Genomic DNA, 24311 nt, shown 5'->3' on the forward strand with positions numbered 1-24311 from the left:
AGTAATTATCAAAACTCTCAATATGATTATTTGTTAATTCTTTCCCAAAATAGTATTTACTATAATTTAATACTTGCGATATAAGCTGATTTTGCGGTAAGTCAATTCAGAAAAATCCTGATATAAAAAATTTAAAGTTAGCAAGATTCTCTGGCTAAATCTACTTTAAATTTACTTATCAATCAATTTCAAAATCGCAATTAATTTTTACCATATTATGTGTGTTAGGAGTGATCATGGCGAAATATCTACTAGCTTCTGCTAGTGGGATGGGATTTTTATGCTTAATTGCCGGGTTATCACCTGTGCAAGCCCTTCCTAATTTAGAAATTGCAGATAAGAATTTAGCTATTAATCAAAATGATAGCAGTTATCAAAAAAATGATTCTCATCAAAGCAACTTGACAAATAATATCTCCAGTGAATTGCTGATAGATAATGAGAATCAAAAAAATGAAGATTTAGGTGTAGATTCTGCTGTTAAGTTTCAGCAGCAACTGACACCAAAATCTATAAATTCATCTCCATCCTCAGACAAACTTGCACAAGTAACATCTGTATCCCAATTATCTGATGTACAACCAACAGATTGGGCTTTTCAGGCACTCCAGTCTTTAGTTGAGCGCTATGGTTGCATTGCAGGTTATCCCAATCAAACCTATCGCGGTAATCGGGCGATGACTCGCTATGAATTTGCTGCTGGCTTAAATGCTTGTTTAGAACGAATCAACGAACTGATTGCCACTGCAACTGGTGATTTGGTTAAGAAAGAAGATTTAGCCACGTTACAGAAACTACAAGAACAATTTACGGCAGAATTGACAACATTGCGGGGTCGAGTAGATGCTGTAGAAGCTCGTACCGCAAAACTAGAAGCAAATCAATTTTCTACGACTACTAAACTTAATGGAGAGGCAATTATTGCTGGTGTTGGTGCTACCGGCGGCGCTCCTAATAACAGCGACTCGAACATCATCCTAGTTAATAGAGTGCGATTAAATCTTACCACTAGCTTTACTGGTAAAGATTCATTAATTACTGGATTACAAGCTTATAACTTTTTGGGTGGAGCCGATGGACAAGGTAGCCTGCAACAAAGTTTAGGATTAGCTTCACCTCTTTTAAGTTCTAGTAGCGCTCGTACCAGTTTTGAGCCGCAATTTCCGGGGTTAAATGTCAATACTTTGTCGAGCGTTGGTGCAAACAGTGTTCAGCTTTACAAATTACTGTATATTTTTCCCGTCGCTAATAAATTAACCTTGTTTGCGGGAACTGCGGCGGAAACATCAGATGCTTTCCCAGCAATTACGCCTTTTTATGGTGAAGGACAAGAGTCAATATCTCGTTTTGGCAACTTAAATCCAGTGCTACGGGTTTCTGGTGGGACTTCGGGTACTGGTTTAGCATCGGCGGCGGGATTTATTTATAGTATTTCCCCGAATTTGGATTTACGAGCTTTATACGGTAGCGTCAATGCCAATTTACCCCAAAAATCTGCTGATGAGGTACTACCAGGAGTTTCTACAACACCTTTGGGGGGTGGTGTATTTAGTGGAAGTAGTATTGTTGCTGCACAGTTAACCTTCAAGCCCAGTCCTGACTTAGATATTGGTCTAAACTATGCCAATAGTTATCACGAAATCAATATTTTAGGTACTGGATTAATTAGTAGTGATGTTGGTGCTTTATCTGGTGTTGACGCTGGGACACCCGTCAAACTCAACTCCTTTGGCGGTACGGTAACATGGCGATTGTCTCCCAAAATAGCCTTATCTGGCTACGGTGCAGCACTATTTGTTGATGCTGCTTCAAATAGCGTGAATGCTTCCACCACCTTTACAAGTTGGATGGCGGGAGTTCACTTCAGAGATTTATTCAAGTCAGGAAACACTGCTGGGATTCTTTTTGGTCAGCCTCTTTTCCGTAGTGATACTGGTGGTTCTGCTCAACTTACCCCCACAGGAGACAATCGGGCGACTCCTTACCATTTAGAAGCCTATTATCGCTTTCAAGTTAGCGATAATATCAGCATTACTCCTGGTGCCTTTGTTCTTTTTAACCCAGAAGGTAACAGTAACAATGAAACTACAACTGTAGGTGTACTTCGGACTACTTTTACATTCTAACAAGACCTCCAAATAGCCACGCCATCATTTTCCATACCATAACTAGCAGGCGAATATCCTCCTAAAATTAACACTCCTGAAAAGGAGTGTTGAGGATAAAATAATCACTAAATAAATAAGTAGAAAGTCGGTGGACGATTATCGAATAATATTTTTTTGCATAAAATATTTTATGAAAAACTGCTGCAATGCTTAGATTGGGCTACGCCTACACTACTCTAAAAATAAAGTGCGTAGCTCATCAGAGATATCGTCTCACACATAACCTAATTGTTTCTTTTACCTGAGTTTTTAGTTTGATTTGAAAGTTGGTGCTTTTGTATAACTTGCTCAATTTGGCAAGTCACTGCATTTATTCTGTGTTTAACCTTATCAAAATCAAGATTTACCCAAATATAAGCTTTATTAAATTTTTCTTGATTGTTATTCATATATTACTTTTATTGTCAAGATATTTTGTTATATCTATACAATATAGCTATCTCTATTTTTAAACTACTTTCTCTAGAGGTATAAGTAAATATGCTTAATATTTACTTAAGGTTTTATCTGCTAGAAGTTCAATCGCCATCTACTGAAAGAGACGCGAAGTATCGCGCCTCTAAGAAGCAAAACCCAAATTATCAGTATTAACTTAAATCTTTGTTTGTAGATATTGCACCAACTGCGGTGCTTGCATCACTCCCTCTATCCTATCCACAGGTTGACCCTGCTTAAACAATACTAAGGTTGGGAGAGAGGCAATTTTGTACTCAGTGGCTAAATCTGTGTATTTTTCTGTGTCAATTTTGACAATCCGTAGGCGATCCTTAAGTTGGAGATTGACTTGCTCTAAAATTGGCACCATCATCTGACATGGGCCACACCAGTCAGCGTAAAAATCTACTAATACAGGTACATCAGAAGCAGACAGCATCTCTTCAAAGCTGTTAAATTGTTTTTTAGTTGCCATGTGACACACGCCGATTTTCAATTGTTTGTTTCAATAGTAATTCTTAGAAAATAAAATCGGTACAAGTTTATGGGTTTTGTTGGGAAAATATTAGATTACTCAATATAGATTGATTTACCCGCAAAAATCTTAAATATTTATAATAAAATCTATATATCGTGTGTATTTATGTATATGGATTAGATATGTATTTAAACCTATCTTGGCTGCCTAAATAAGGTAAGTTTGCACAATAAAATCATAATATGTAAATAAAAATTAACTAGGCTAAAACCCTTATACCTATTGCCTGTTGTCTATTGCCTTATCCCAAAGCTAAATATAAGGGATAACTTATCTATAAAATATCTAATCTGCAGGATGACAGCAAGATTGTCATCCTAAAGAGTGAGATTTTATCCAGACAATAATCAGATGTTCCCTAAATCACCATAAGATAATTAGCGCGGTATTTCTAAGATTGAGGAACATTAAATGACATTATTACAAGGTAAAGTTGCAATTGTCACAGGCGCATCACGGGGAATAGGTCGAGCGATCGCAATTGAATTAGCTTCACAAGGAGCGATCGCAGTTGTCAATTATGCCAGTTCGAGCGCTGCGGCTGAGGCAGTTGTTACAGAAATTACAGCAGTGGGAGGTCAGGCGATCGCTATCCAAGCAAACGTTTCTAAAGGCGATCAAGTAGACGCACTAGTTAACGCCGTTATGGAAAAGTTTAGCCGTGTGGATATCTTAGTCAATAACGCAGGGATTACGCGCGACACACTGCTTTTGCGTTTAAAGCCAGAAGATTGGCAAGCTGTAATAGACCTTAATCTAACTGGTGTTTTCTTATGTACACGCGCTGTCAGTAAAATTATGCTCAAGCAGCGATCGGGGCGAATTATTAATATTACCTCCGTTGCTGGGCAGATGGGCAACCCAGGTCAGTCCAACTACAGCGCCGCCAAAGCAGGTGTAATCGGCTTCACCAAAAGCGTTGCCAAAGAACTGGCTACTCGCGGTATTACCGTTAACGCCGTCGCCCCTGGTTTCATCACCACCGATATGACTAGCGATCTCAATAACCCCGAAGATATCCTAAAATACATCCCCCTCGGTCGCTTTGGTCAGCCTGAAGAAATCGCTGGTATGGTGCGCTTCCTCGCCGCAGATCCCGCCGCCAACTATATCACCGGACAAGTTTTTAACGTCGATGGCGGAATGGTCATGGCTTAAATAGTGCTGAGTTAAGAGTCATTGCAAGGAGGCAGGAGACAGAGGTTAGTTTTCCTCCTGCCTTCATCTGAAGAGATATATTTACGTTGACACACAACATAATTCTTCTGTAGAGTGAGTGCGTAATACCGTTTCACTTTCAGGTTGATCGAAATAGACCGCAGGGGGACAGAATTAGAGACAAACCTATTTGTATCAAGCATTTCGTGAAATGGTATCAGCCCTAATCTTAAAAGATTAGTCTAAAACTGAATGAAAAATATTCCCTAGCAAAGATGACTAACTCAGCACCAAGTCGTTTGGGTGAACTCGCCAAACTGTTTTTTAAACTTGGCGTTATCGGCTTTGGGGGCCCGGTTGCCCATATTGCCATGATTGAAGATGAAGTGGTTAAGCGTCGTCAGTGGTTGACAAGGGAGCATTTTCTGGATTTGCTGGGCGCAACTAACCTAATTCCTGGGCCAAATTCCACAGAAATGGCTATCCATATAGGATACATCTATGCAGGTTGGCTGGGGCTGATTGTCTCAGGTGTTTGTTTTGTCTTACCTGCGGTTCTAATTACTGGGGGGTTTGCTTGGGTTTATGTTGCCTACGGCACTTTACCTCAAGTAGCTCCCCTCCTTTATGGCATTAAACCGGCTGTTTTAGCAATCATCATCAATGCCCTCTGGGGCTTGGCAAAAAAGGCTGTGAAAACTCGCCAATTGTTGGTAATTGCTTTGGCTGTTGCATTAATAACATTATTATTCAAATTAAATGAAGTAATTGCCCTATTAGTTGGGGGATTGCTGGGTATGGTTTGGTTACATTCTGGTGATAAAAACGACAAGCCAGGAGATAAAGCCAACTTTCTCATTGCTAGTCTTACCACAGGCGCGACTTTAAAGGCATCAACAGTTGTTGCTGCATCGGTAGCTACCGCATCTACTGCAACCAACGTTTCTCTATGGCAGTTAGGTTGGTTTTTTCTGAAAGTCGGTAGTGTGTTGTTTGGTGGTGGCTACCTTTTGGTAGCTTTTCTCCAAGGAGGATTAGTTCAAGAATATGGCTGGCTGACACAACAGCAGTTACTAGATGCGATCGCAATTGGTCAATTTACTCCCGGGCCAGTACTTTCCACTGCTACATTTATTGGATATATCATTGCTGGCATCCCTGGCGCAATCGTTGCCACAATCGGAATTTTTCTACCTTCTTTTGTTTTCGTTGCTGCCCTGAATCCCTTAATTCCCCGCTTACGGGCCTCTTCTTGGACTAGAGCATTTTTGGATGCTGTGAATGTTAGTGCTGTAGCGCTAATGGTTGTTACCACCCTGCAACTGGGGGCAGCCACCTTAAGATTACCACAAGCTCCATTTGTAGATTTTCTCGGCTTGGCGATCGCGATCGTCTCAGCTATTTTAGCTATTCGTTTCCGCATCAATGCTGCATGGCTAGTTTTTGGTAGCGCTTTTATTGGATGGGGCGTTACACTCTTGGGCTACACTCGTTGAAATTGCATATTTTATCAAAACAGAATTCTGGAATCATACGATTTCTTGGTGAGGCTGCGCCAAATTTTCTTAGCTTCTTTTTTCTTTTTGTCCTTCTCTAACGAGACGCTGCGCGTAGCTTGCTTCTCCGTAGGAGTATGCGACCTTTGCGGTTCGTTCCTCACATAGTTTGGCGCATCTTCATACAGAATTAGTATCATGACCTTCGCCAGAGCTTCTTAAACAAGACAAAAATATAGATATACTAAATCTTGCTTTCAAAGTATTTTCATGTGATAATCACCATTAACTCCGGTAATTTAGTAAAGTTACAGTAGTTTTTCGATAGTTGAACAATTAAGTTTTTATCTGTTTAGAGACTATAAGCATGGTAGTAGACATACCAGTTTCTAGCTTAAGGGGTGCTATCTAGAAAAAGTTTGCTACTTTGTGTAGTAGCAGACATCATATTTGAGGTTGAAATTATAAATATTTAAAGATAAATTATTTGTGCCAATTTTTATCTATAACTTCCATTCCATAATCTAAATTTTTCAAGGTGAAATATGTCAATTCAAAACACCGTATCTAATTGGGAAGAACTATTAGAAATTGCTCAAAAAAGTACCCCAGCTCGACGAGTGCGTAGACCAGGGAAATCCCCCTCCACCGCTCCTATTCCTAGCAGCCTTCATAAACTACCACCAGATACAGAACCGCCAGTATTGCTCTACCGCGATACTAACTCTTGGTGTCCATTTTGCGAACGGGTTTGGTTTGCTCTTGAAGAAAAAGAAATTCCCTTTGCAACGGAGTTTATCGACTTGACTAACAAGCCTAAATGGTATACAGATTTAGTTCCTACAACCCTTGTTCCGGCTGCCAGAATTGAAGGAAAGTTAGTCTATGAATCCAAGGATATTCTGTTAGCATTAGAAGAACGATTTGGTTCAACTTTGCTTCCTGAAGACCCAGAGGAAAACGCAGTTGCTAGGCAGTGGCTTGAAGAAGCTGAAACCAATGGTGTGAGAGATATCGCTTACAAATTTCTCCGACAAGCCCCGGAAGATCCTCATGAATTAGCAAGCTTACAGACAGCTTTTGAAGCTAAATTAGACGAACTTGAGCAACTTCTAGGAAAGTATTCTGGCCCCTACTTTTTGTCAACATTTAGCGTGGTAGATATTACCTATAGCCCCCATTTAGATCGCTTGGCGGCTAACTTACCTGTTTATCGGGGATATCACCTCAAGGGAAATCCTCGGTATCCTCGCATCAACGCTTGGTTTGAAGCACTCAAACAGCGTCCTGCTTATCACCGCGTCAAATCCGATGATACCACCAACAATTTACTTTTGCGTCGCCGATGGGGTGTGATACCAATCAGCAATCCTTTGCCCCCAGATCCAGCAATTAGCCAGGAAATCCAATTTAGGGCAGAGGCGGCTGAGAGATTGGCTGATAACCGAGAAGTTGCTTTAGGAGACATCCTGAAAAACTCCGGTGTGCAAGCATTGGCGGTTAATGGCGACACAACAGCCGTTAAAGAAGCGGTTGATTTCCACCTCAGATTGCTGGCTGACTATCTGATTAATGGCAACGGTGCAGCATTACCGTGGGGGCGCGTGGGCGGCAAAGACAACGCCGATCCGAATGTGGCTGCGGTTGGAGCCATTACACTCGCTTATGTGAGAAATCGGATCTGTGCGCCACGGGATATGAGCGCTGGTGCAGCAACTGCATTCCGGGCAGCAGCAGATAAGGTGTTGGCATCTCTTTATTAGCGATCGCTACCGACAGGTTAAGATCCGATCTCGCATAGTGGTAGTCTGGAATTTATTTTTTATATTTTTAATGTTTCCGTAACTACCAAATTGCTATAGGACTCATATTTGATTCCGTGAAAAAACTCCGTACAACTCAAAAAGCCTTCTTTCCTATTACCTATTGCCTCTTGCCTTCCCACGCAAGTAAATATGGCTACGCCACGCTGCGTGAACAAAAATCAAAGCGGATTCCTATAACGCTCAGACTTTAATAACTTTTGCAAGATGTCTATTACTTCAAAGGTAGAAAAATTTGTAAAGTTGTCTCTTTTTTTACTACACTTCTGAGACTAATATGGCCACCGTGAGATTGAATTATTTGTTGAGCAATAGCTAACCCTAAACCGAATCCTCCGGTTTTGCGAGAGCGTTTCTTATCTACCCGATAAAATCGCTCAAATATATATGGTAAATCATTTTTGGGAATCCCAATTCCATTATCTATAACTTGAATTACAGCAGAATGAGACTGAGTAAATAAGTGCAACTGCACTTGTCCTCCAGCAGGAGTATATTTACAAGCATTATTAACTAAATTTACAACTGCTTGATAAAGCAAGTTAGCATCACCAAGCACAGTTACACTGTTATTAGGCAATTTAGAAATTAAACTAATATGTTGTGCATCTTGGTGTGTGACATAATCATTTTTTATCTGTACAAGTAAACTCTTGAGGTCAATTTCTTTTAGCGATTCGGTGGGTAATTGACCTTGAGAACGTGCTAAAAACAGCAGATTAGTCACCAGAATACTCATTGACTGGCCGATATCAAATTATTCTACCTATGGTATTGCTAGGAATTGCCTTTTGGACTGGTAGTGATTTGTTAACAAAAAAAATATTAGGATTCTCTTATAGGACGCTGGATAAGTTGCAAGCTGATACACTGCCACAAGTCGAGCTAACACTTAATTTTACAGTGGTTGATATGAAAGTAGAGAAAGAGCAAAAATTTACTCAAGTAAAGATTAAAACAGCAAACTCTCTGCTAAAAAGGTTAGAAATTGAAATTCCTAATTCCAAATTTCCAGAAGTAGCGATCGCACAAAAGTTTGGACTATATCCTCAACAACAAGAACTGATGCTTAATCAACAAATACAAGTAAAAATTCCTGTGACTTTAAAAGTAATCAAAGCTGAAATTGAAAAAAAGCAAGGACTTAGCTTTATTGAGGTTAGAACCGCTAATAATACTCTACGGAAGTTGGATTTTGTTTTACCAGTAACTGAGATTAATATGGTAGAAGCAATGACTGCTAAGTTACTAAATTTATCTCCTGAAGAAGTCAGAAAGCTAATACGGTATCAAGTTCAAAATCAATCTTGGTTAAAACCTAAAATAAAGAAAGCCGCTAAAACTGAAATAATTTAAAATACCAATAACGAGTAAATTAGTAGAGACATATTAGTCAATACAGTTCAGATAAGACTAAAACATTTGTAGAGACGGCGATTTATCGCGTCTCTTTGAACCGTATTGACATATTAGTATGGGGGCGCAAAGTGCAATTTCGCCTTTCTACTAAAGTTGATTCCGCGCTTTGAGTTGCAGATATCGCTCAACTACCTGATCGGCAATTTGATTTGCTGGTGCATCTAGTACTAATACACCTTTTTGTTTCAATTGAGCGAATGCTACTTGTCTTTGCATTAATAAATCGAGTGCGACTGCACGGGCATAAGCTTCTGTAACATTATCTGTAAAAGTGTGTGCCAAATGGTCAACTTGTGGATCTCGCAAAGTAACACAAAATGGCAGATAGCGAGGCGCTAATTTGGAGAGTGCAGCCAAGAGTTCCGTAGAGGCGGTGACATCAACTAAGTCGGTAATTACGACTACAAGCGCCCTCCGAGTTTGTCGCTGTAAAACATTTGTTACCGCCCCTAAATAATCAGATTCAAATAAGACTGGTTGAATTGGAGTTAGGCGATCTATTAGCTGATTTAAATGATGTTGACCACGTTCTGGGGGAATCCATGTGTGCATTTGGCGGTCAAATACACCAACACCAACGCGATCGCCTCGATGTAACCCCGCCAATGCTAAGGATAAGGTTGCATTCAAACCCCAGTCAAATCGCTGTAAATTCTGCACCTTTGCGGTCATCAATCGTCCGCGATCGAGCAAGATGAGTAAAGTTTGTTCCTGTTCTGGTTCTAAGACCCTCACCAGTGGCGTTGCATTCCCATAAGCCCCAACCCGACGGGCGGTAGCCTTCCAATCAATAAACCGCAAATCGTCACCAGTGCGATAGTTCCGTAGTTCAGCAAACTCTGTACCAATACCAGTTTTACGAGATTGTCGCATTGATCCTGATGATTGCAATGTTAAACGAATTGTGAGCGATCGCAATCCCACCAAATCAGGATAAACTTTCACTGGCAAACTTTGGGAAATTTGCCAATCATCCCAAGCTAATCCCCAAATTCCCAACTGTCGGACTTGAATATTTCCCCAAGGGAACTCGCCGCGCTGTGTTGGATTGACAGTATATGTCAATTCTTGGGTGGTATTACTAGGAATAATTGCCCGGTGTGTGAGTGTTGATACACCAAATCCTGTTGGGTAGTAATCGCAGATTTCAATTAAGGCGTTGGTATTCGGCGATGTTACTTTTAGGATGACTGGATTATCCCGCCCAATGGATAATCGGGATGGCAATTCGCGGGTAATTTGCACGCGAGAACGCCGCACCTGTAAGCCATCTGCAACCATCAATCCGAGAATTATGGCATCAAATAGCACAATAATGGCAATCGCTGTTTTAATGCTAAGAAAAAGGCATAGGATCGGGGCGATCGCTATACCTAAAACTAGCAACAAATAAACTCGTTTGGAAGGAAGCATTTTAGAACTTAGGAGAATGACGATTAGTTTAACCTACGTCATCATGGGCAAAGCGGTTAAAGAGGAAATCCAGAGCATAATTACGTAGTTGGTAGTATTGGGGATCTTCCATGATGCGGGCGCGATCGCGGGGACGAGAAAAGGGAATTTCCATGACTTCGCCAATTTTTGCGTGTGGGCCATTGGTCATCATTACCAATTTATCTGCCAAAAATAGTGCTTCGTCGATATCATGGGTAATCATCAGTACTGTACAACGGTTATCGCCCCAAATTTTCAGCAATTCTTCTTGTAATTCTTCTTTGGTGATGGCATCCAGCGCTCCAAAGGGTTCATCTAAAATTAAGACTTTGGGACGAATCGCCAAAGCACGGGCGATGGAAACCCGTTGTCTCATCCCCCCGGACATTTGCATTGGTTTCTTTTCCATTGCATCAGCCAGTCCCACCATTGCTAAATGATCGCGCACGATCGCTCTTTTTTCAGCTTGTGGTTTGTTGGGATAAACGGCGTTAACAGCTAAATAGATGTTTTCAAAAGCAGTCCGCCACGGTAGCAGGGCATAGTTTTGGAAGACAACCATCCTGTCTGGGCCTGGTTTGGTAATTGGTTCTCCTTCGAGTAAGACTTCGCCGGAGGTGGGAAAGTTAAAACCGGATACCATATTTAGTAGTGTCGATTTGCCACAGCCGGAGTGGCCGATAACGCAAATAAATTCGCCTTGTTCGACGTTGAGGTTAACGCCGTCGAGTACGGTGAAGGGGCCTTTTTTTGTGGGGTAGACTTTGGTAACGTCTTTAATTTCTAGGAAAGGTCTGCGGGTGGTGGTTGCAGAGGATAATGGTTTTCCTATTGTGTTTGTAGCTGTAAAGTTGCGGTTTTGCATGGTATTTGGGGTTTAAAATGCTTAATGTACGCGATGTGCAACTGAATATTCTGACCTCTCTCTAAACCTCTCCCCTAGAAGGGTCTACGGTGTACACATATCTCTGTACCAAACCAAAGTCGTGTAGATCCTCCTAAATCCTCCTTAAAAAGGAGGACTTTGAGAGGTTTTTGCCCCCCTTTTTAAGGGGGGTTGGGGGGATCAAAAGCTTGGAGTCCACTCTCAAAGACTTGTGTGTACACCGTAGCTAGAAGGGGGTAAGGGGTTGGATTTTTTGTTGGTTTTTCCAAATGACATGAAAAGTCAAATCATAATGGAGTTCAGAAGCTCATTAACGGAGTTCAAAGGCTCATTAATGAAGTTTAGAGGCTCATTAATGGAGTTCAAAAGCTCATTAATGGAGTTCAAAAGCTCATTAATGGAGTTCAGAGGTTCATTAATGAAGTTCAAAAGCTCATTAATGGAGTTCAGAGGTTCATTAATGAAGTTCAGAGGCTCATTAATGGAGTTCAGAGGCTCATTAATGGAGTTCAGAGGCTCATTAATGGAGTTCAAAGACTCGTGCGTGATATCCTACTTCTCCCACTCCCTCTTTCTGTCACCAGTTTTTTATGACGCGAGTTTTCTTCTTGGTGCATCAAGAACAACTTCGGCGACTGAAAAATCACGTTTAATTGTCAAACTGTTGAGATAGGCGATCGGCTCGTCGGCGTTAAAGGGAGTACCATCAAAGAGTTTGATCGGTTGGCGAATATAGCTAATATCCAAACCTAATTCTCGTGCGGCGGTACTGAAAACACGCACTCGACAAACCCGTTCCACAACTTCTACCCAATTTCTGGGGAAGGGAGTGTCACCCCAACGCGCCAATTGACTCATAATCCAAATTTGTTCGGTGCGGCTGGGGCGGTTAATGGCAGATTCAGAATAAAACTGGTGATGAGCATAGTCTCGTAAGGGATGATCTAAGCTACAGACATTATTATCTGGATCTTCGAGTTGAATGTATTCTAAATCTGTACTAACATAATCTCGCCCTGCTAAAATTTGCCGAATTTCTTGGGCATTGTCGGGATTTGCACAATACTGGCAAGCTTCTAATAAAGCTTTGGTTAAAGCAATGTGCGTATTTGGATAGGTTTCTGCCCAATTTTCCCGCACACCAAGAACTTTACCGGGGTGTCCCAACCAAACTTCTAAGTCGGTAGCAATGGTAAAGCCGACACCTTCCACAGCAGCGCGGTAGTTCCAAGGTTCGCCCACGCAGTACCCATCAATGCTTCCGGCTTTTAAGTCGGCTACCATCTGCGCTGGAGGAATGGTCTTCATATCCACATCGCAATCGGGGTCAATTCCACCAGCCGCTAGCCAGTAACGCAGCAACAAGTTGTGCATAGATGCGGGATGTACTACCCCCATTGTGTGCCTTTGTTCGCGGGTGCGAAGCAGATATCTTTTGAAATCTGATAAGGTTTGCACGCCTTGGTCGTAAAAGTGTTTTGCCAAGGTGATGGCGTTACCGTTGCGAGTCATGGTTAGGGCGGTAACAACAGGCAGAGGTTGGTTATTATGTCCTCCCAAAGTTAACCACATTGGCATCCCGGAAGGCATTTGAGCCGCATCCAAATAACCGCCGCTTATGCCATCGACGATACCCCGCCAGTTGCTTTCGCGCACAAGGTTAACTTCATCTAAACCATGCTTGGCAAAGAAACCTTTTTCTTTAGCAACTGCTAAGGGGGCGCAAGCTGTTAGAGGTAAAAAGCCAATTTCTAGGTTAACTTTTTCTAATCCATGACGGGCTATGTCGGCAGTTTTCCGCGCCCGAATTTTCTTGATGCGTTTTTGCTGATTGAGGAAGTAAATCATCTCACTCCGCAAGCTGTAGTAGCTAGGATGTTCTACTACTTCCATCCGCTTGCGGGGTCTGGGAATATCTACTTCTAAAATGTCACCAATTTTAGATTCGGGGCCGTTGGTTAGCATCACGATTCTGTCAGATAACAGCACCGCTTCATCGACATCATGTGTCACCATCACGGCGGTAACTTGATTTTCTTCGCAGATTTGCATCAGTTGTTCTTGCAAATTGCCGCGTGTGAGGGCATCTAACGCACCAAAGGGTTCATCTAGCAAGAGTAATTTGGGGCGAATTGCTAGGGCGCGGGCGATCGCAACTCGTTGCTTTTGTCCACCTGATAACATCCCCGGCTGTTTGTCAGCATGGGGACGCAAACCCACCATATCAATATGTTTTTCGATAATGGCGTTGCGTTCCTCGGCGGATATACCCCTCATTACCGAGTCTACAGCGAGGGCAATATTTTCTCTTACCGTTCGCCAAGGTAATAGCGAATAATTTTGGAACACCACCATTCTATCTGGGCCAGGTTTGGTGATCCTCTGTCCTTCTAAGGTGACAAGACCCTCGGTTGGCAAATCCAAACCCGCAATCATATTTAATAGAGTGGATTTACCGCAACCGGAGTGACCAATTAAAGAAACGAATTCTCCTTTTTTAATTTGGAGGTCGATTCCTTTAAGGGCGATATATTTGCCACCACCAGTTAATTCAAAAACTTTTTCAATTTGATCGACAGCTACGAACATAGGGGATTAGGGATTAGGGATTAGGGATTGGGGATTGGGGATTGGGGATTGGGGATTAGGGATTGGGGATTGGGGATTGGGGATTGGGGATTGGGGATTGGGGATTGGGGATTGGGGATTAGGAGTTGGGAATTAGGAATTGGGAATTAAGAAAATTCTTTCCCAGTCCCCAGTCCCCAGTCCCTATTTCTGCTCTGCTGGTAAAATCTTGTTTTGCAGCCAACCCATCGCTTTATCTAGGAGTAAACCAACGACACCGATATAAACTAGAGCTAAAATAACTTCGCTGACGTTGTTATTTTGATAGGCATCCCAGATAAAAAAGCCAATTCCGACAATACCGGACATGACGATTTCGGCGGCGATAATGGCTAACCAAGCTAAACCGATCGCAATTCTCAAACCGGTAAATATGTAGGGTAATGCCGCCGGAATCAAAATATTAGTGAAATATTCTTTGCGGCTAAGTTGCAGAACTTTGGCGACATTGTTGTAATCTTGGGGAATTTGGGTAACGCCGACAGCAGTGTTAATTAAGATGGGCCAAATCGCAGTAATGAAAATTACGAATAAGGCGGCTGGTTCGTTTTGTCGTAAAGCTGCTAAAGAAATCGGAACCCAAGCTAGAGGCGGTACAGTCCGCAGTAGTTGAAAGATCGGATCTAAAGCTTTAGACATGGTTTTATTGACACCAATCAAAACGCCCAAGCCAATACCAACGATCGCAGCTAGGGTATAACTGATCGCAACCCGTTTCAGACTGGCGAGAATCTGCCAAAATAAACCTTTATCCAGCCCACCCCGGTCATAAAATGGCCAAAAAATGAGAACCCAAGTATCTTGAACAACCTGTATTGGCCCTGGTAATGTAGCGCCCGGAGTCCAAGCGAAAAGTTGCCAGAGAACGAGGAAGATTGCGATCGCGATCGCTGGTGGTATCAGATTAGGAAATTGCTTTTGCAAACCGGATATAAAGCTATTATTCAATCTAGGGCTTGCAGGGCGTTTTTGAGCTATTGTCATGATGCTGGATTCTCCTCAAATTTTATTTTTTATTTGTTTTAGACGCGATGAATCGCGTCTCTACAAGAGTTTAATCGTGCCTCTAAATACTGACTTTTTTGATTTTCAAATTATTCAAATATTCTTCTGGCTTTTCGGGGTCGAATTTGATGCCATCAAAAAACTCTTCTACACCACGGGATGTATTTGTGGGAATATCAGCAGCAGGAATCCCAGCTTCTTTGGCAGCTTCTTTCCAAATATCTTCGCGGTTGACTTTGTTAATCAGTTCCTTAGCCTTGGCAGCATTATTGGCAATATAATCTTTTGGCAAGAATCCCCAGCGAACGTTTTCAACTATGAACCATAAATCGTGACTCTTATATGGATAGGAAACACTACCTTTTTCATCTTTCCAGTAGTAAGCCGCCATTGATTTATCATCAATTTTGCGACCATCACCCATGTCATATTTACCTTGGTATGGCTCGGCTAATATTTCCGGTGAAGGAAGATTGAAATAATTCCGTCCAGCGAGAATTTTAGCGGCTTCTTTGCGATTATCAAAATTATCTAACCATTGTTGGGCTTCCATAATTCCTTTTAAAATCGCTTTGGTAGCTTTAGGATTTTTATCAACCCAGTCGCCTCTCATGGCGAGATATTCTTCAGGATGATTTTTCCAAATCTCTGCGGTTAATGCTGCTAAGTAGCCGATTTTGTCTTGCACCAGACGATATGGCCAGGGGTCGCCTGTACTAAAGGCATCCATTGTTCCTGTTTTCATGTTGGCTACAGTTTGCGCCGCAGGTACTGTGAGCAACTTGACATCTGCATCTGGATCTAAGCCGCCTGCTGCTAACCAGTAGCGAATCCACAAATCTTGGTTGACGTGGGGAAAGGTAAATGCAGCTGTGAAGGGTGTTGAAGATTTTAATTCCTTCAGCAAAGACTTAGCGCTGGCGAGTTGTAAACTAATACCTTTGCCTTGGTGCTTGTTTGCGATCGCAATTCCATTCCCATGTGTAATCAATTGACATAAGACATACATGGGAATTTTTTTATTTCCCTTGGTAATTAAACCTTCTGAAATTAAATGTGGCATTGGCATCTGCCATTGACCGCCATCTATACCACCACCCGTCGAACCAATTTCTACGTTGTCTCTAGCTGCACCCCAAGAAGCTTGTTTAGAAAGGCCAACATCAGTCATCCCATACTTTGCAAAAAAGCCTTTTTCTTTAGCAATAATTAAAGGAGCCGCTTCTACAATGGGTATATATCCTAATTTGACTGTAGTAGTTTCTGGTGTTTGTTCGGGACTAATATTAGAAACCGATTGAGCAGTTGGTTGTGCTTGAGTGCTTCCACCTGTGAGGTTGTCAGGGGGATTGCCCAAGCAGCCTTTGAGGAATACAGCACTCGCAGATGCTCCGGCTGCAAAGATGAATTTGCGACGGGAAATTTGATTAAAAAATTCTGTCATAATATCTCCTTTCAAGGTAAATTTTATTTTTTATAGCTATGACAATTTAGGCAAGAAAAATGTTGTGTTTCTTGCATTATCTAATGATTAATCAAGCTATATTTGCCAACGTAAACGCAGCCATTTCATAAATGACCCGGCTACTTATATAAAAACTCGGCTAATTTATTGGCTCTGCTCTAGTGTGACGCAGAGGCATCATTCACCTTGTTGAAATCAGTTTACAGCCTTTGAAGCCTAATTTGTTAATTTAGAGCCTCGAATTATTAAACAAATATTAGATTGGATCTATAAGGAAAAATTTATCTATTTTTATTAAGTATAGGAATAATTTCTAATATATAAACTTTTATCTATGAAGACTATTATGTCTGCATCATTATTTCCTATTATCACTAATTTTATAACTTAAGTTTAGTCACAATTTGCTATATATAAGTTTTTATTTATCATCACTATTATGTTGAGATTATGTTTTAAAAATGCACAATTGTTATATGTGTCAATTTCAGCTAGAACTAACTAAGGTATTGATTTGTATCAACTTTAAAATAAAAAGTGATTTGAGGACTTCCAAAGAAAAAATACCCAACAATCTATTGTGAGGTAGGCATCTTGCTTACCCCACAACATGGGATAACTTATTTCCTCGAAATCTCTGATAGTTGTTGCGATTAGTTTACGTAGTGTATTCGGCGTTAATCCTCACATAGTCGTAACTCAGATCGCAACCCCAAGCTTTACCCACGCCATAACCATTGCCAACGTTAACTGAGATTAACACCGTATCCTCTTGGAGATAAGCGCTTGTCGCTGCTTTTTTTAAATAAGCACTCGCTGCTGCACGATCAAAAGTTAAGGGTTGCCCATTTTCTAACATTAAAAAATTCCCTAACTTAATTTGCAGGTTTTCTTGCTCAAAGGGTATACCTGCACGTCCGGCGGCGGCGGCGATGCGTCCCCAGTTGGGATCTCGTCCAAAGATTGCAGATTTAACTAGGGATGAACCAGCGATGGTTTTGGCTATTTGTCGGGCTGAAATTTCATCATGGGCCCCTGTTACTTCCACTTCTATTAGACAAGTTGCGCCTTCACCATCACGAGCGATCGCTTTGGCTAAATGCTGGCAAACTGCTGTTAACATCGCCTCTAATTTCTCTGCTTCTGCGCCCCATTCTATAATTGCTGGGGTACGAGATTGACCATTTGCCAAGGCGATTAAGCTGTCGTTGGTACTAGTATCACCATCCACGGTAATGGAATTAAAGCTTCTATCTGCCGCCCTTGCTAACATTTGCTGCCACAGGGCTGGGGAAACCACAGCATCACAAGTAACAAATGCCAACATGGTTGCCATGTTGGGGTGAATCATGCCAGAACCTTTGGCAATACCACCAATTCGTACTGGGCGATCGCCTACAATTGTCTCTAAAGCAATAGATTTTGTTACCAAGTCTGTAGTGATAATGGCCCCAGCTGCGGCATCTGAACCTGTTGCTGATAGTGCTGCTACTACTTTGGGAATTCCACTTCGCAAAGCATCCATCTTAATTCTTTGACCGATCACACCAGTGGAAGCTAATAAGACGGATTCAGACGAGATGTTTAGTGCGTTAGCTATTGCCAGAGAAGACTCTAGGGTATCAAGGTAGCCTTGATTACCTGTAGCGGCATTTGCTTGTCCAGCGTTGCAAAGGATGGCACGAGCGCTAGGTTTGGCTTGCAAGCGTTGGCGACAATATTCGACACAGGCAGCTTTAACTTGACTAGTGGTGAATACACCAGCTGCGATCGCTTCCACCTCTGAGAATATCAATGCTAAATCCGGCAACCCCGAAGGTTTCAACCCTGCGGTTATTCCCGCCGCCTGATACCCCCTTGGTGCTGTGACACCACCTGTAATTTTTTGCCAATCTGCCATTATTCTTCCTTACAACTATCAGGTTGGATAGGTCAATTTGTACTTTAAAAAAGTGCGAAGAGACGCGATTAATCGCGTCTGTACAAGAGTTATGAGTTTCCCCCAGTTCCCTTGCTCCTCAATTCCCAGTGACTATTATGAGTTTATTTGCTGATGGCAATAATAATGCACCTGTTGGCGATTAGCATAATTGTTTTACCTTTCTTATGACGAAAGACAAAGATGAAAAAAGAGAGCGACCCAAGTTGCTCTCCAGCTCATTACGGTGCATCTTTTACTCACAGTATAGATTTGATTATCTAAGAGTTAATACTTATTAATTAAGGTTTTTTCTAAAATTTTAATTAAGCTGCTCCGTGAATACCACAAAGCTAGATAAAAAAGAGAGCTACTTAGGCAGCTCTCCAGATCATCAGGGTGCATCTACTTACCACACTATATCATTTTAGGTATGCGGGTAGTCACCAGTTTTTATATGAAGATTCCATGAAGAAATACCGAGCAAATACTTACTTGGGAATTGGGAAGAGATAAAAGAGACAAAGAAAAAACTTGTTTAATTCTCGTTGTCCCTCTCATCTTCCTACTCCAGTACTCTCTACTGCTTCACCCTTCAAATCTGACCTAACAGACTAATAGCGATCCATCGCATTAATTTTGCAAGGTTTGTAGTAATCGATTTATCGCTCAGTTTTAAGCACTAAAGTGCTTACTACAAACTTTTACAACCCTTCAGGAACTTATGGGACAGACTACTAGGCGTTCAGTTTCTTTTCTACCAATTCGTTAGTCAGCTTCGGATCGGCACGTTTGGCTGTCTTTTTGAGAACTTGTCCAACAAAGAAGCCTTTAAGGTTGGTGTTACCGTTGCGATACTTTTCTAGTTCTTTGGGATTGGCGGCTATGACTTCATCAACGATGGGTTCTAGTACACTAGGATCGGTGATTAACTCAAGACCTGCAAAGGCTTTTTCAGGAGAAATCCCATTGAGCAAATCTGGCAACTTTTCTTTAGCTTGAGCATTGCTAATTTTCCCGGTTTCAATGCGAGTAATGATCTCAGCTAAATTAGTGGGAGTCAGCCCGATTTGAGTAATACTGAGTTTTTGCTTATTAAGGTAGGCGGCAATATCTTGAGTAATCCAGTTTGCAGCAGCTTTGGGATTTGCTCCAGATGCGATCGCAGTTTCAAAATATTCCGTTACTGGACGATCTTCTGTCAATACTCGCGCATCATAAGCCGAAAGCCCCAACTCACTTTCATAATGATGGCGTTTTTGGGCTGGTAATTCTGGTAATTCGCTGCGCCACTTCTCTAATTCTGAATCCGTCACCTCAATTGGTGCTAAATCTGGTTCGGGGAAGTAGCGGTAATCGCTAGAACCTTCTTTTACCCGCATACTACTTGTGCGTTGAGCGCCTTCTTCCCACAGCCGAGTTTCTTGGATGATGCGCTCGCCTGCTTCGATGGCGGCGATTTGGCGCTCAATTTCGTAGTCAATCGCTCGTTGGATGGCGCTGAAGGAGTTCATGTTTTTAATTTCTACCTTGGTGCCAAATTCCTCTCGTCCTACTGGACGCACAGATATGTTGACATCGCAGCGCAGAGATCCTTCTTGCATATTGCCATCACTCACGCCGAGATAGCGCACAATCCGGCGTAACTCTTCGGCATATTCAGCAGCTTCTAATCCAGAACGCAAATCAGGTTCCGAGACAATTTCCACTAACGGTATACCTGCGCGATTGTAGTCTACCAGAGAATAGGAAGAACCAGAGAGGCGATCGCTACCCGCATGTACCAATTTTCCTGCATCTTCTTCCATGTGCAGACGTGTAATACCAATGCGTTTGCGGCTGGGATTGCCTTCAGCATCTACCAATTCTATTTCTAACCAACCATGTTCTGCGATCGGTAGATCGTATTGAGAAATTTGGTAATTTTTGGGTAGGTCAGGATAAAAATACTGTTTCCGGTCAAACTTGCTATATCTTGCAATTTGACAATTCAGTGCCAAACCAGTTTTGACAGCGTATTCTAATACTTTTTCATTGAGTACAGGTAAGACCCCAGGTAAACCCATACAAACCGGGTCAATGTTAGTATTTGGGTCAGCACCAAATGCCGTAGAGCTATTAGAGAAAATTTTGGTCTTGGTACTCAACTGACAATGGGTTTCTAGACCAATAATCGCTTCATACTCAGTTTTTACAGTTGTAGCAGTCGTCATAATATCACTAATTTCAGCATAATCCTTGTAGTGGTACTATTGTAGCGGCGTATTGAGTTGCGCTGAAGACGGTTATTTCGGTGAGTAATGCTTACCCTGATGAGCTTGAAAAGGAAGTTGTAAACCTAAGATGAAGAAAATCTTGATTATTGGTTCGGGGGGTGCTGATAAATCTACCCTAGTCAGCGAACTGGGAACCATCTTAGGCTTACAAGTCATTCACTTAGATACTTGGTACTAGAATTCTGGCTGGGTTGAGACTCCTATTGATCGTTATTATCAAAAAGGAATTTTAATTGACACAAATATCCTGCTTCTCTTCTTAGTGGGAAGTGTCAATAAGGAACGAATAACTAGATTTAATCGAACCCAGCAATTTCTACCAGAAGATTATGATCTTCTGTTAGCATTCATTGCAAAATTTAAAAAGCTTGTAACAACTCCGAATATTTTAACAGAAGTTAATAGCCTTACAAATCAACTTGGTGAAGCTGAATGTTCTCAATGTTTTACAATATTTGCTCAATTTGCTAAAAATGTTGATCTTTTAGATGAATGCTATGTAAAAATTTAGATGCTGTTAATACTGATGAATTTGTAAAATTCGAACTTACTGACAGTGGAGTCCTGATTTTATCTAAAGGCAATTATCTTGTACTAACTGATGATCTCAAATTAGCAAATTATCTTCAGAGTGTAGAAATTGACATGATTAACTTTAACAACATTCGTCTCTTTAACTGGTAGTAAAATATAAAATTTCACCACATACCTATCCCACCAACCTATAGTAGTTCGCTCAATGGGGTAAATATGCACACAACTAGCTCCCCTTAAAAAGGCTACCTCTAATTCCCTCCTTTTCAATAAGGGTTAGGAAGGATAAAGCCTTTACAATTCACAAGGGAATTAATTAAATAATTATTAAAAATATATGTGCCCCTTAGTTAATCCCTGAAAGTATTTAATAATAAATAAAACTATTAAACAAAATTAGCACTCAAGGCTTGTTAGTGCTAATTTACAATTGAAGTTTAATACCTATAATTTAGCACTCAAGGCTAGCTAGTGCTAATTTTTTATTTAACTTTAACACTTACGATATAAATCGAAAGTATAATTTTCATAGATGCTTAAGTTAGGCTATAAGTATTATAATAGAGAAAAAGTAAAGCTTCCTGCAAGTAATTTATAACTCGGAGTACTAGCATGAAATACACTTTTGATATTGTAGGAGTATCTCCACTTTTGCAGTTTTTTAATCACCAACAGCAAAATGAGCAAAAACCACCCCACCAAGGTGTGGAATACTTGGGGATGTATACGTGTACACTAGATACCTTTCTAGAATCGGTAGAATCCGTTCCAGCCAAGTGGGGTTGGAATCTAGATCAAGTGGTAGATACCGTGATTCAGTTTTGGTTGAACAACTCAGACAGTATTAGTTATTGGAAAGTACGTTTAAGTAATGCTGGTAAAGATAATTTACTAGTCGCAAGATTGGCAGATATAACCGCCTTACAAGCTGAATTTGAATCCCTTCTAGATAAGAAATGGTGAATAGATAGCTAGATATAGGACTCATATTTTATTTTTGAAAAAGCTCAGTACAACTCAAAAATCCTTCTTTCCTCTTACCTGTCAACACAAGTAAGTATGGCTACGCCACGCTGCGCTAACAAAAATCAAAGCGAATTCTTATAGGAGTAAGGATTGCTGTGCCTCCAAGCAAAATCAATGCTTTTCTCTGTTATTTTCGTTCTCAAGTATTTTGAGAATTTTGAGATATAGATTTTCTACTCTTTTGGTCTGAACTTCACCAAATGATGCGTAGTGACTTAAGCTAGGAGCGCCATTTACTTCAAGGATTGTATAATCTGCTATTGGTAAGGTTATATCACTAGCAAGAATGTCCACACCTGCTAATCTCAGTTGCATATCTTTTGTAATACTTACTGCGAGTTTTCGAAAATCAGGATGAATACTTTCTGTAAAGTCTACTGCCTCGCCTCCAGTGGATAAATTTGCATTATCTAAAAGATATACAATATTATTCTTAGGTATCACACTACTAAAATTTAGCTTCCGTCTTCGCAAGTTTTTTTTAATTCTGTAATCTTCAAAATCTATAATTTCTTTTCTACCATTTTTGATAAAACTTTCCTGCTTGTGTTGCATAAGTTCTAAAACATTAGACTGACCATCCCCGTTTATAAATAGGGGAATTCTTTGATATGCCGAAACTACTTCATCATCAAGTACTACAATTCTATAATCATTACCATTATAAAATCTTTCAACAATAAAGCCTGAGACTTTTTGTAAGATTTTCTTGGCTATTTGATAGTATTCTTGCTTATTATAAACCTTGGTAACAAATATTCCTTGACTGAGATTAATTGGCTTGACAATTACAGGAAATCCCAACTCCTTAGCATAATAGAATCCTTCATCTATATTTCTGACATTAGCTATTTCTTCGCATAATTCTTCACTAAAAAATGTTTTTCCTTCAGTAACTTTGTAGCCAAAATTTTTCAAAAAAAAGCTGGAAACACTTTTATCTTTTGCTATTGCTGTTGAACCCGAAGAATTAATACTAAATCTGGTATTTTTAAAAAAAGTTTTATTACCATTTTTAAAGGTAATCAGTCCCACAAAGGTGCATTCTGGATCTACTAAAACTACTGCTCCTATTTCCTCTGCTACTTTTTGAATGATTGATGTTACAAATGGTGTTTCCATTATGATAACTATAATTTTATCGGGGGAACTTAATATTAATTTTCAAATGAGCTTTTGATAGTCTCTTTTAAGACATTAGCGTTAAGTTTACCACTGATACTGATTTTCCTTCTGCGTATGCAAACAAATCATGAAAACTCAATATTTGGCAAACCTTCTGCTTGAAGATTTTTTGGTGCTGAAAACAGTTGCAAATTAAGGCTTTGAGATTCATAGCTACCTGAAAATTACAACTTAATTGGTCTAAAATTTAGCGCTAAGTGTTGACAACTTATTAATAATCGAATAACAAGGTGGCAGCAGCATAAAAAAAGCGTTAGTGCATTCCTACTTAGAAACCAATTAACGCCCTTCATTAAACTTCATACGGATAACATCATTATGCCAGAAAATAAGGTTAACCAAGCTTCTAAATCAGACAATCAGCCTATTGCTTATAAAGAACGCCTCAATTCTTGGGCAATCGCTCGTCAGCTTCCTAATACGCAACGGGAAATTGTTGCTCGCTTCCGCAGCCGTTCTGATGCTGATGGCTATATGCGACACCTCCCCCAGGAAATACCAAATGCTTCATATATGGTTGTTTTTGATTGCCAACGCGAAGCATCTGTAATTTAAAGTACAAATTTCGGCAATAGACCTATTTTCAAAATAGGGAACAGAGAAAGAAATTTTCGTTCTAGATTGTGTTCGCTTAGGGGGTGCTTTGTCCTTACTCTGTTCATTAGTATCTTTTTACATTTTTGTGGTGAAAAGGGAAGGATTAAGGGGAAAATCCAATCCCTTTAACCCTTGCTCTTAATCTCTCTTTTTGCCCGCAAAAAATTAAAAATGTGTAGGTGTAGCTCGTCGAAAGCGAGCAGCGCTCACTACAAACTAATTTCAATACAGCAGTTTTCCTTTCCATAAAGTACAAAGCTACTGGTTTAGAGGCAGGGGACAGGAGGTAGAAACTCTTTATATATGATGCGTGAATCCTG

General features: G+C 40.7%; 17 protein-coding genes and 1 pseudogene. 7 read left to right on the forward strand and 11 right to left on the reverse strand.

Annotation, left to right across the window (positions count from 1 at the left end):
- Positions 1 to 236 precede the first annotated feature (236 nt).
- A complete protein-coding gene (locus tag FBB35_RS17270) occupies positions 237 to 2126 on the forward strand; it encodes an iron uptake porin (RefSeq protein WP_174710686.1) in 1890 nt (629 codons plus the stop codon).
- Positions 2127 to 2392: 266 nt separating this feature from the next.
- Here FBB35_RS17270 and FBB35_RS17275 read toward each other — a convergent pair whose 3' ends face one another.
- Both FBB35_RS17275 and trxA read right to left on the reverse strand, forming a co-directional pair.
- Entirely contained in the window at positions 2393 to 2557 is a 165-nt protein-coding gene (locus FBB35_RS17275) for a hypothetical protein (protein ID WP_174710687.1), read from the reverse strand.
- Positions 2558 to 2760: 203 nt separating this feature from the next.
- Positions 2761 to 3078, reverse strand: a complete 318-nt coding sequence (gene trxA / locus FBB35_RS17280; protein ID WP_012408911.1) for a thioredoxin — start codon at positions 3076 to 3078, stop codon at positions 2761 to 2763.
- A 474-nt stretch (positions 3079 to 3552) separates the two neighbouring features.
- Here trxA and fabG point away from each other — a divergent pair, with 474 nt between their 5' ends.
- The 3 genes from fabG to FBB35_RS17295 all read left to right on the forward strand — a co-directional run bounded on the left by fabG (position 3553) and on the right by FBB35_RS17295 (position 7558).
- On the forward strand, positions 3553 to 4299 hold the full coding sequence (gene fabG / locus FBB35_RS17285) for a 3-oxoacyl-[acyl-carrier-protein] reductase (RefSeq protein WP_174710688.1): 747 nt from the start codon (positions 3553 to 3555) through the stop codon (positions 4297 to 4299).
- A gap of 275 nt (positions 4300 to 4574) precedes the next feature.
- Entirely contained in the window at positions 4575 to 5795 is a 1221-nt protein-coding gene (chrA, locus tag FBB35_RS17290) for a chromate efflux transporter (protein ID WP_174710689.1), read from the forward strand.
- Between the two features lie 545 nt (positions 5796 to 6340).
- A complete protein-coding gene (locus FBB35_RS17295) occupies positions 6341 to 7558 on the forward strand; it encodes a glutathione S-transferase family protein (protein ID WP_174710690.1) in 1218 nt (405 codons plus the stop codon).
- A gap of 274 nt (positions 7559 to 7832) precedes the next feature.
- Here FBB35_RS17295 and FBB35_RS17300 read toward each other — a convergent pair.
- A pseudogene (locus tag FBB35_RS17300) lies at positions 7833 to 8381 on the reverse strand (sensor histidine kinase); the annotation flags it as partial.
- A 44-nt stretch (positions 8382 to 8425) separates the two neighbouring features.
- Between FBB35_RS17300 and FBB35_RS17305 the strand changes: the two are divergent.
- A complete protein-coding gene (locus FBB35_RS17305; RefSeq protein WP_254625594.1) occupies positions 8426 to 8974 on the forward strand; it encodes a hypothetical protein in 549 nt (182 codons plus the stop codon).
- Positions 8975 to 9124: 150 nt separating this feature from the next.
- On the opposite strand, the gene FBB35_RS17310 is transcribed toward FBB35_RS17305, so the two are convergent.
- The 7 genes from FBB35_RS17310 to gatB all read right to left on the reverse strand — a co-directional run bounded on the left by FBB35_RS17310 (position 9125) and on the right by gatB (position 20586).
- Positions 9125 to 10450, reverse strand: coding sequence for a DUF58 domain-containing protein (locus tag FBB35_RS17310; protein WP_174710693.1), 1326 nt, complete (start codon positions 10448 to 10450; stop codon positions 9125 to 9127).
- A 28-nt stretch (positions 10451 to 10478) separates the two neighbouring features.
- A complete protein-coding gene (locus FBB35_RS17315) occupies positions 10479 to 11336 on the reverse strand; it encodes a nitrate ABC transporter ATP-binding protein (protein ID WP_174710694.1) in 858 nt (285 codons plus the stop codon).
- Between the two features lie 609 nt (positions 11337 to 11945).
- A complete protein-coding gene (locus FBB35_RS17320) occupies positions 11946 to 13946 on the reverse strand; it encodes a nitrate ABC transporter ATP-binding protein (protein ID WP_174710695.1) in 2001 nt (666 codons plus the stop codon).
- Positions 13947 to 14129: 183 nt separating this feature from the next.
- Entirely contained in the window at positions 14130 to 14969 is an 840-nt protein-coding gene (gene ntrB, locus FBB35_RS17325; protein WP_174710696.1) for a nitrate ABC transporter permease, read from the reverse strand.
- A gap of 82 nt (positions 14970 to 15051) precedes the next feature.
- Positions 15052 to 16434: a CmpA/NrtA family ABC transporter substrate-binding protein gene (locus FBB35_RS17330; RefSeq protein ID WP_174710697.1), complete on the reverse strand. Its 1383-nt coding sequence runs from the start codon at positions 16432 to 16434 to the stop codon at positions 15052 to 15054.
- Positions 16435 to 17113: 679 nt separating this feature from the next.
- Positions 17114 to 18355 carry a bifunctional ornithine acetyltransferase/N-acetylglutamate synthase gene (argJ, locus tag FBB35_RS17335; RefSeq protein WP_174710698.1) on the reverse strand — a complete coding sequence of 414 codons (1242 nt, stop codon included), beginning with the start codon at positions 18353 to 18355 and terminating at the stop codon, positions 17114 to 17116.
- Positions 18356 to 19110: 755 nt separating this feature from the next.
- Positions 19111 to 20586 (reverse strand): Asp-tRNA(Asn)/Glu-tRNA(Gln) amidotransferase subunit GatB, encoded by a 1476-nt coding sequence (gene gatB, locus FBB35_RS17340; protein ID WP_174710699.1) that lies wholly within the window; start codon positions 20584 to 20586, stop codon positions 19111 to 19113.
- Between the two features lie 1209 nt (positions 20587 to 21795).
- On the opposite strand from gatB, the gene FBB35_RS17345 reads away from it, so the two are divergent.
- Complete coding sequence (locus FBB35_RS17345; RefSeq protein ID WP_174710700.1) at positions 21796 to 22146, forward strand: hypothetical protein; 351 nt, start codon at positions 21796 to 21798, stop codon at positions 22144 to 22146.
- A gap of 174 nt (positions 22147 to 22320) precedes the next feature.
- Here FBB35_RS17345 and FBB35_RS17350 read toward each other — a convergent pair whose 3' ends face one another.
- Positions 22321 to 23331, reverse strand: coding sequence for a cyanophycin synthetase (locus FBB35_RS17350; RefSeq protein ID WP_174710701.1), 1011 nt, complete (start codon positions 23329 to 23331; stop codon positions 22321 to 22323).
- A 381-nt stretch (positions 23332 to 23712) separates the two neighbouring features.
- Here FBB35_RS17350 and FBB35_RS17355 point away from each other — a divergent pair, with 381 nt between their 5' ends.
- Entirely contained in the window at positions 23713 to 23949 is a 237-nt protein-coding gene (locus FBB35_RS17355; protein WP_174710702.1) for a hypothetical protein, read from the forward strand.
- The last annotated feature ends 362 nt before the right edge of the window (positions 23950 to 24311 follow it).

It is taken from the genome of Nostoc sp. TCL240-02 (assembly GCF_013343235.1).
In the GTDB taxonomy this organism is placed as follows: domain Bacteria; phylum Cyanobacteriota; class Cyanobacteriia; order Cyanobacteriales; family Nostocaceae; genus Nostoc.

Excerpts from the sequence above, each read along its gene's own strand:
- FBB35_RS17270 (WP_174710686.1), top strand. The coding sequence starts at position 237 with ATGGCGAAATATCTACTAGCTTCTGCTAGTGGGATGGGATTTTTATGC.
- FBB35_RS17275 (WP_174710687.1), bottom strand. The coding sequence starts at position 2,557 with ATGAATAACAATCAAGAAAAATTTAATAAAGCTTATATTTGGGTAAAT.
- trxA (WP_012408911.1), bottom strand. The coding sequence starts at position 3,078 with ATGGCAACTAAAAAACAATTTAACAGCTTTGAAGAGATGCTGTCTGCT.
- fabG (WP_174710688.1), top strand. The coding sequence starts at position 3,553 with ATGACATTATTACAAGGTAAAGTTGCAATTGTCACAGGCGCATCACGG.
- chrA (WP_174710689.1), top strand. The coding sequence starts at position 4,575 with ATGACTAACTCAGCACCAAGTCGTTTGGGTGAACTCGCCAAACTGTTT.
- FBB35_RS17295 (WP_174710690.1), top strand. The coding sequence starts at position 6,341 with ATGTCAATTCAAAACACCGTATCTAATTGGGAAGAACTATTAGAAATT.
- FBB35_RS17310 (WP_174710693.1), bottom strand. The coding sequence starts at position 10,450 with ATGCTTCCTTCCAAACGAGTTTATTTGTTGCTAGTTTTAGGTATAGCG.
- FBB35_RS17315 (WP_174710694.1), bottom strand. The coding sequence starts at position 11,336 with ATGCAAAACCGCAACTTTACAGCTACAAACACAATAGGAAAACCATTA.
- FBB35_RS17320 (WP_174710695.1), bottom strand. The coding sequence starts at position 13,946 with ATGTTCGTAGCTGTCGATCAAATTGAAAAAGTTTTTGAATTAACTGGT.
- ntrB (WP_174710696.1), bottom strand. The coding sequence starts at position 14,969 with ATGACAATAGCTCAAAAACGCCCTGCAAGCCCTAGATTGAATAATAGC.
- FBB35_RS17330 (WP_174710697.1), bottom strand. The coding sequence starts at position 16,434 with ATGACAGAATTTTTTAATCAAATTTCCCGTCGCAAATTCATCTTTGCA.
- argJ (WP_174710698.1), bottom strand. The coding sequence starts at position 18,355 with ATGGCAGATTGGCAAAAAATTACAGGTGGTGTCACAGCACCAAGGGGG.
- gatB (WP_174710699.1), bottom strand. The coding sequence starts at position 20,586 with ATGACGACTGCTACAACTGTAAAAACTGAGTATGAAGCGATTATTGGT.
- FBB35_RS17345 (WP_174710700.1), top strand. The coding sequence starts at position 21,796 with ATGAAATACACTTTTGATATTGTAGGAGTATCTCCACTTTTGCAGTTT.
- FBB35_RS17350 (WP_174710701.1), bottom strand. The coding sequence starts at position 23,331 with ATGGAAACACCATTTGTAACATCAATCATTCAAAAAGTAGCAGAGGAA.
- FBB35_RS17355 (WP_174710702.1), top strand. The coding sequence starts at position 23,713 with ATGCCAGAAAATAAGGTTAACCAAGCTTCTAAATCAGACAATCAGCCT.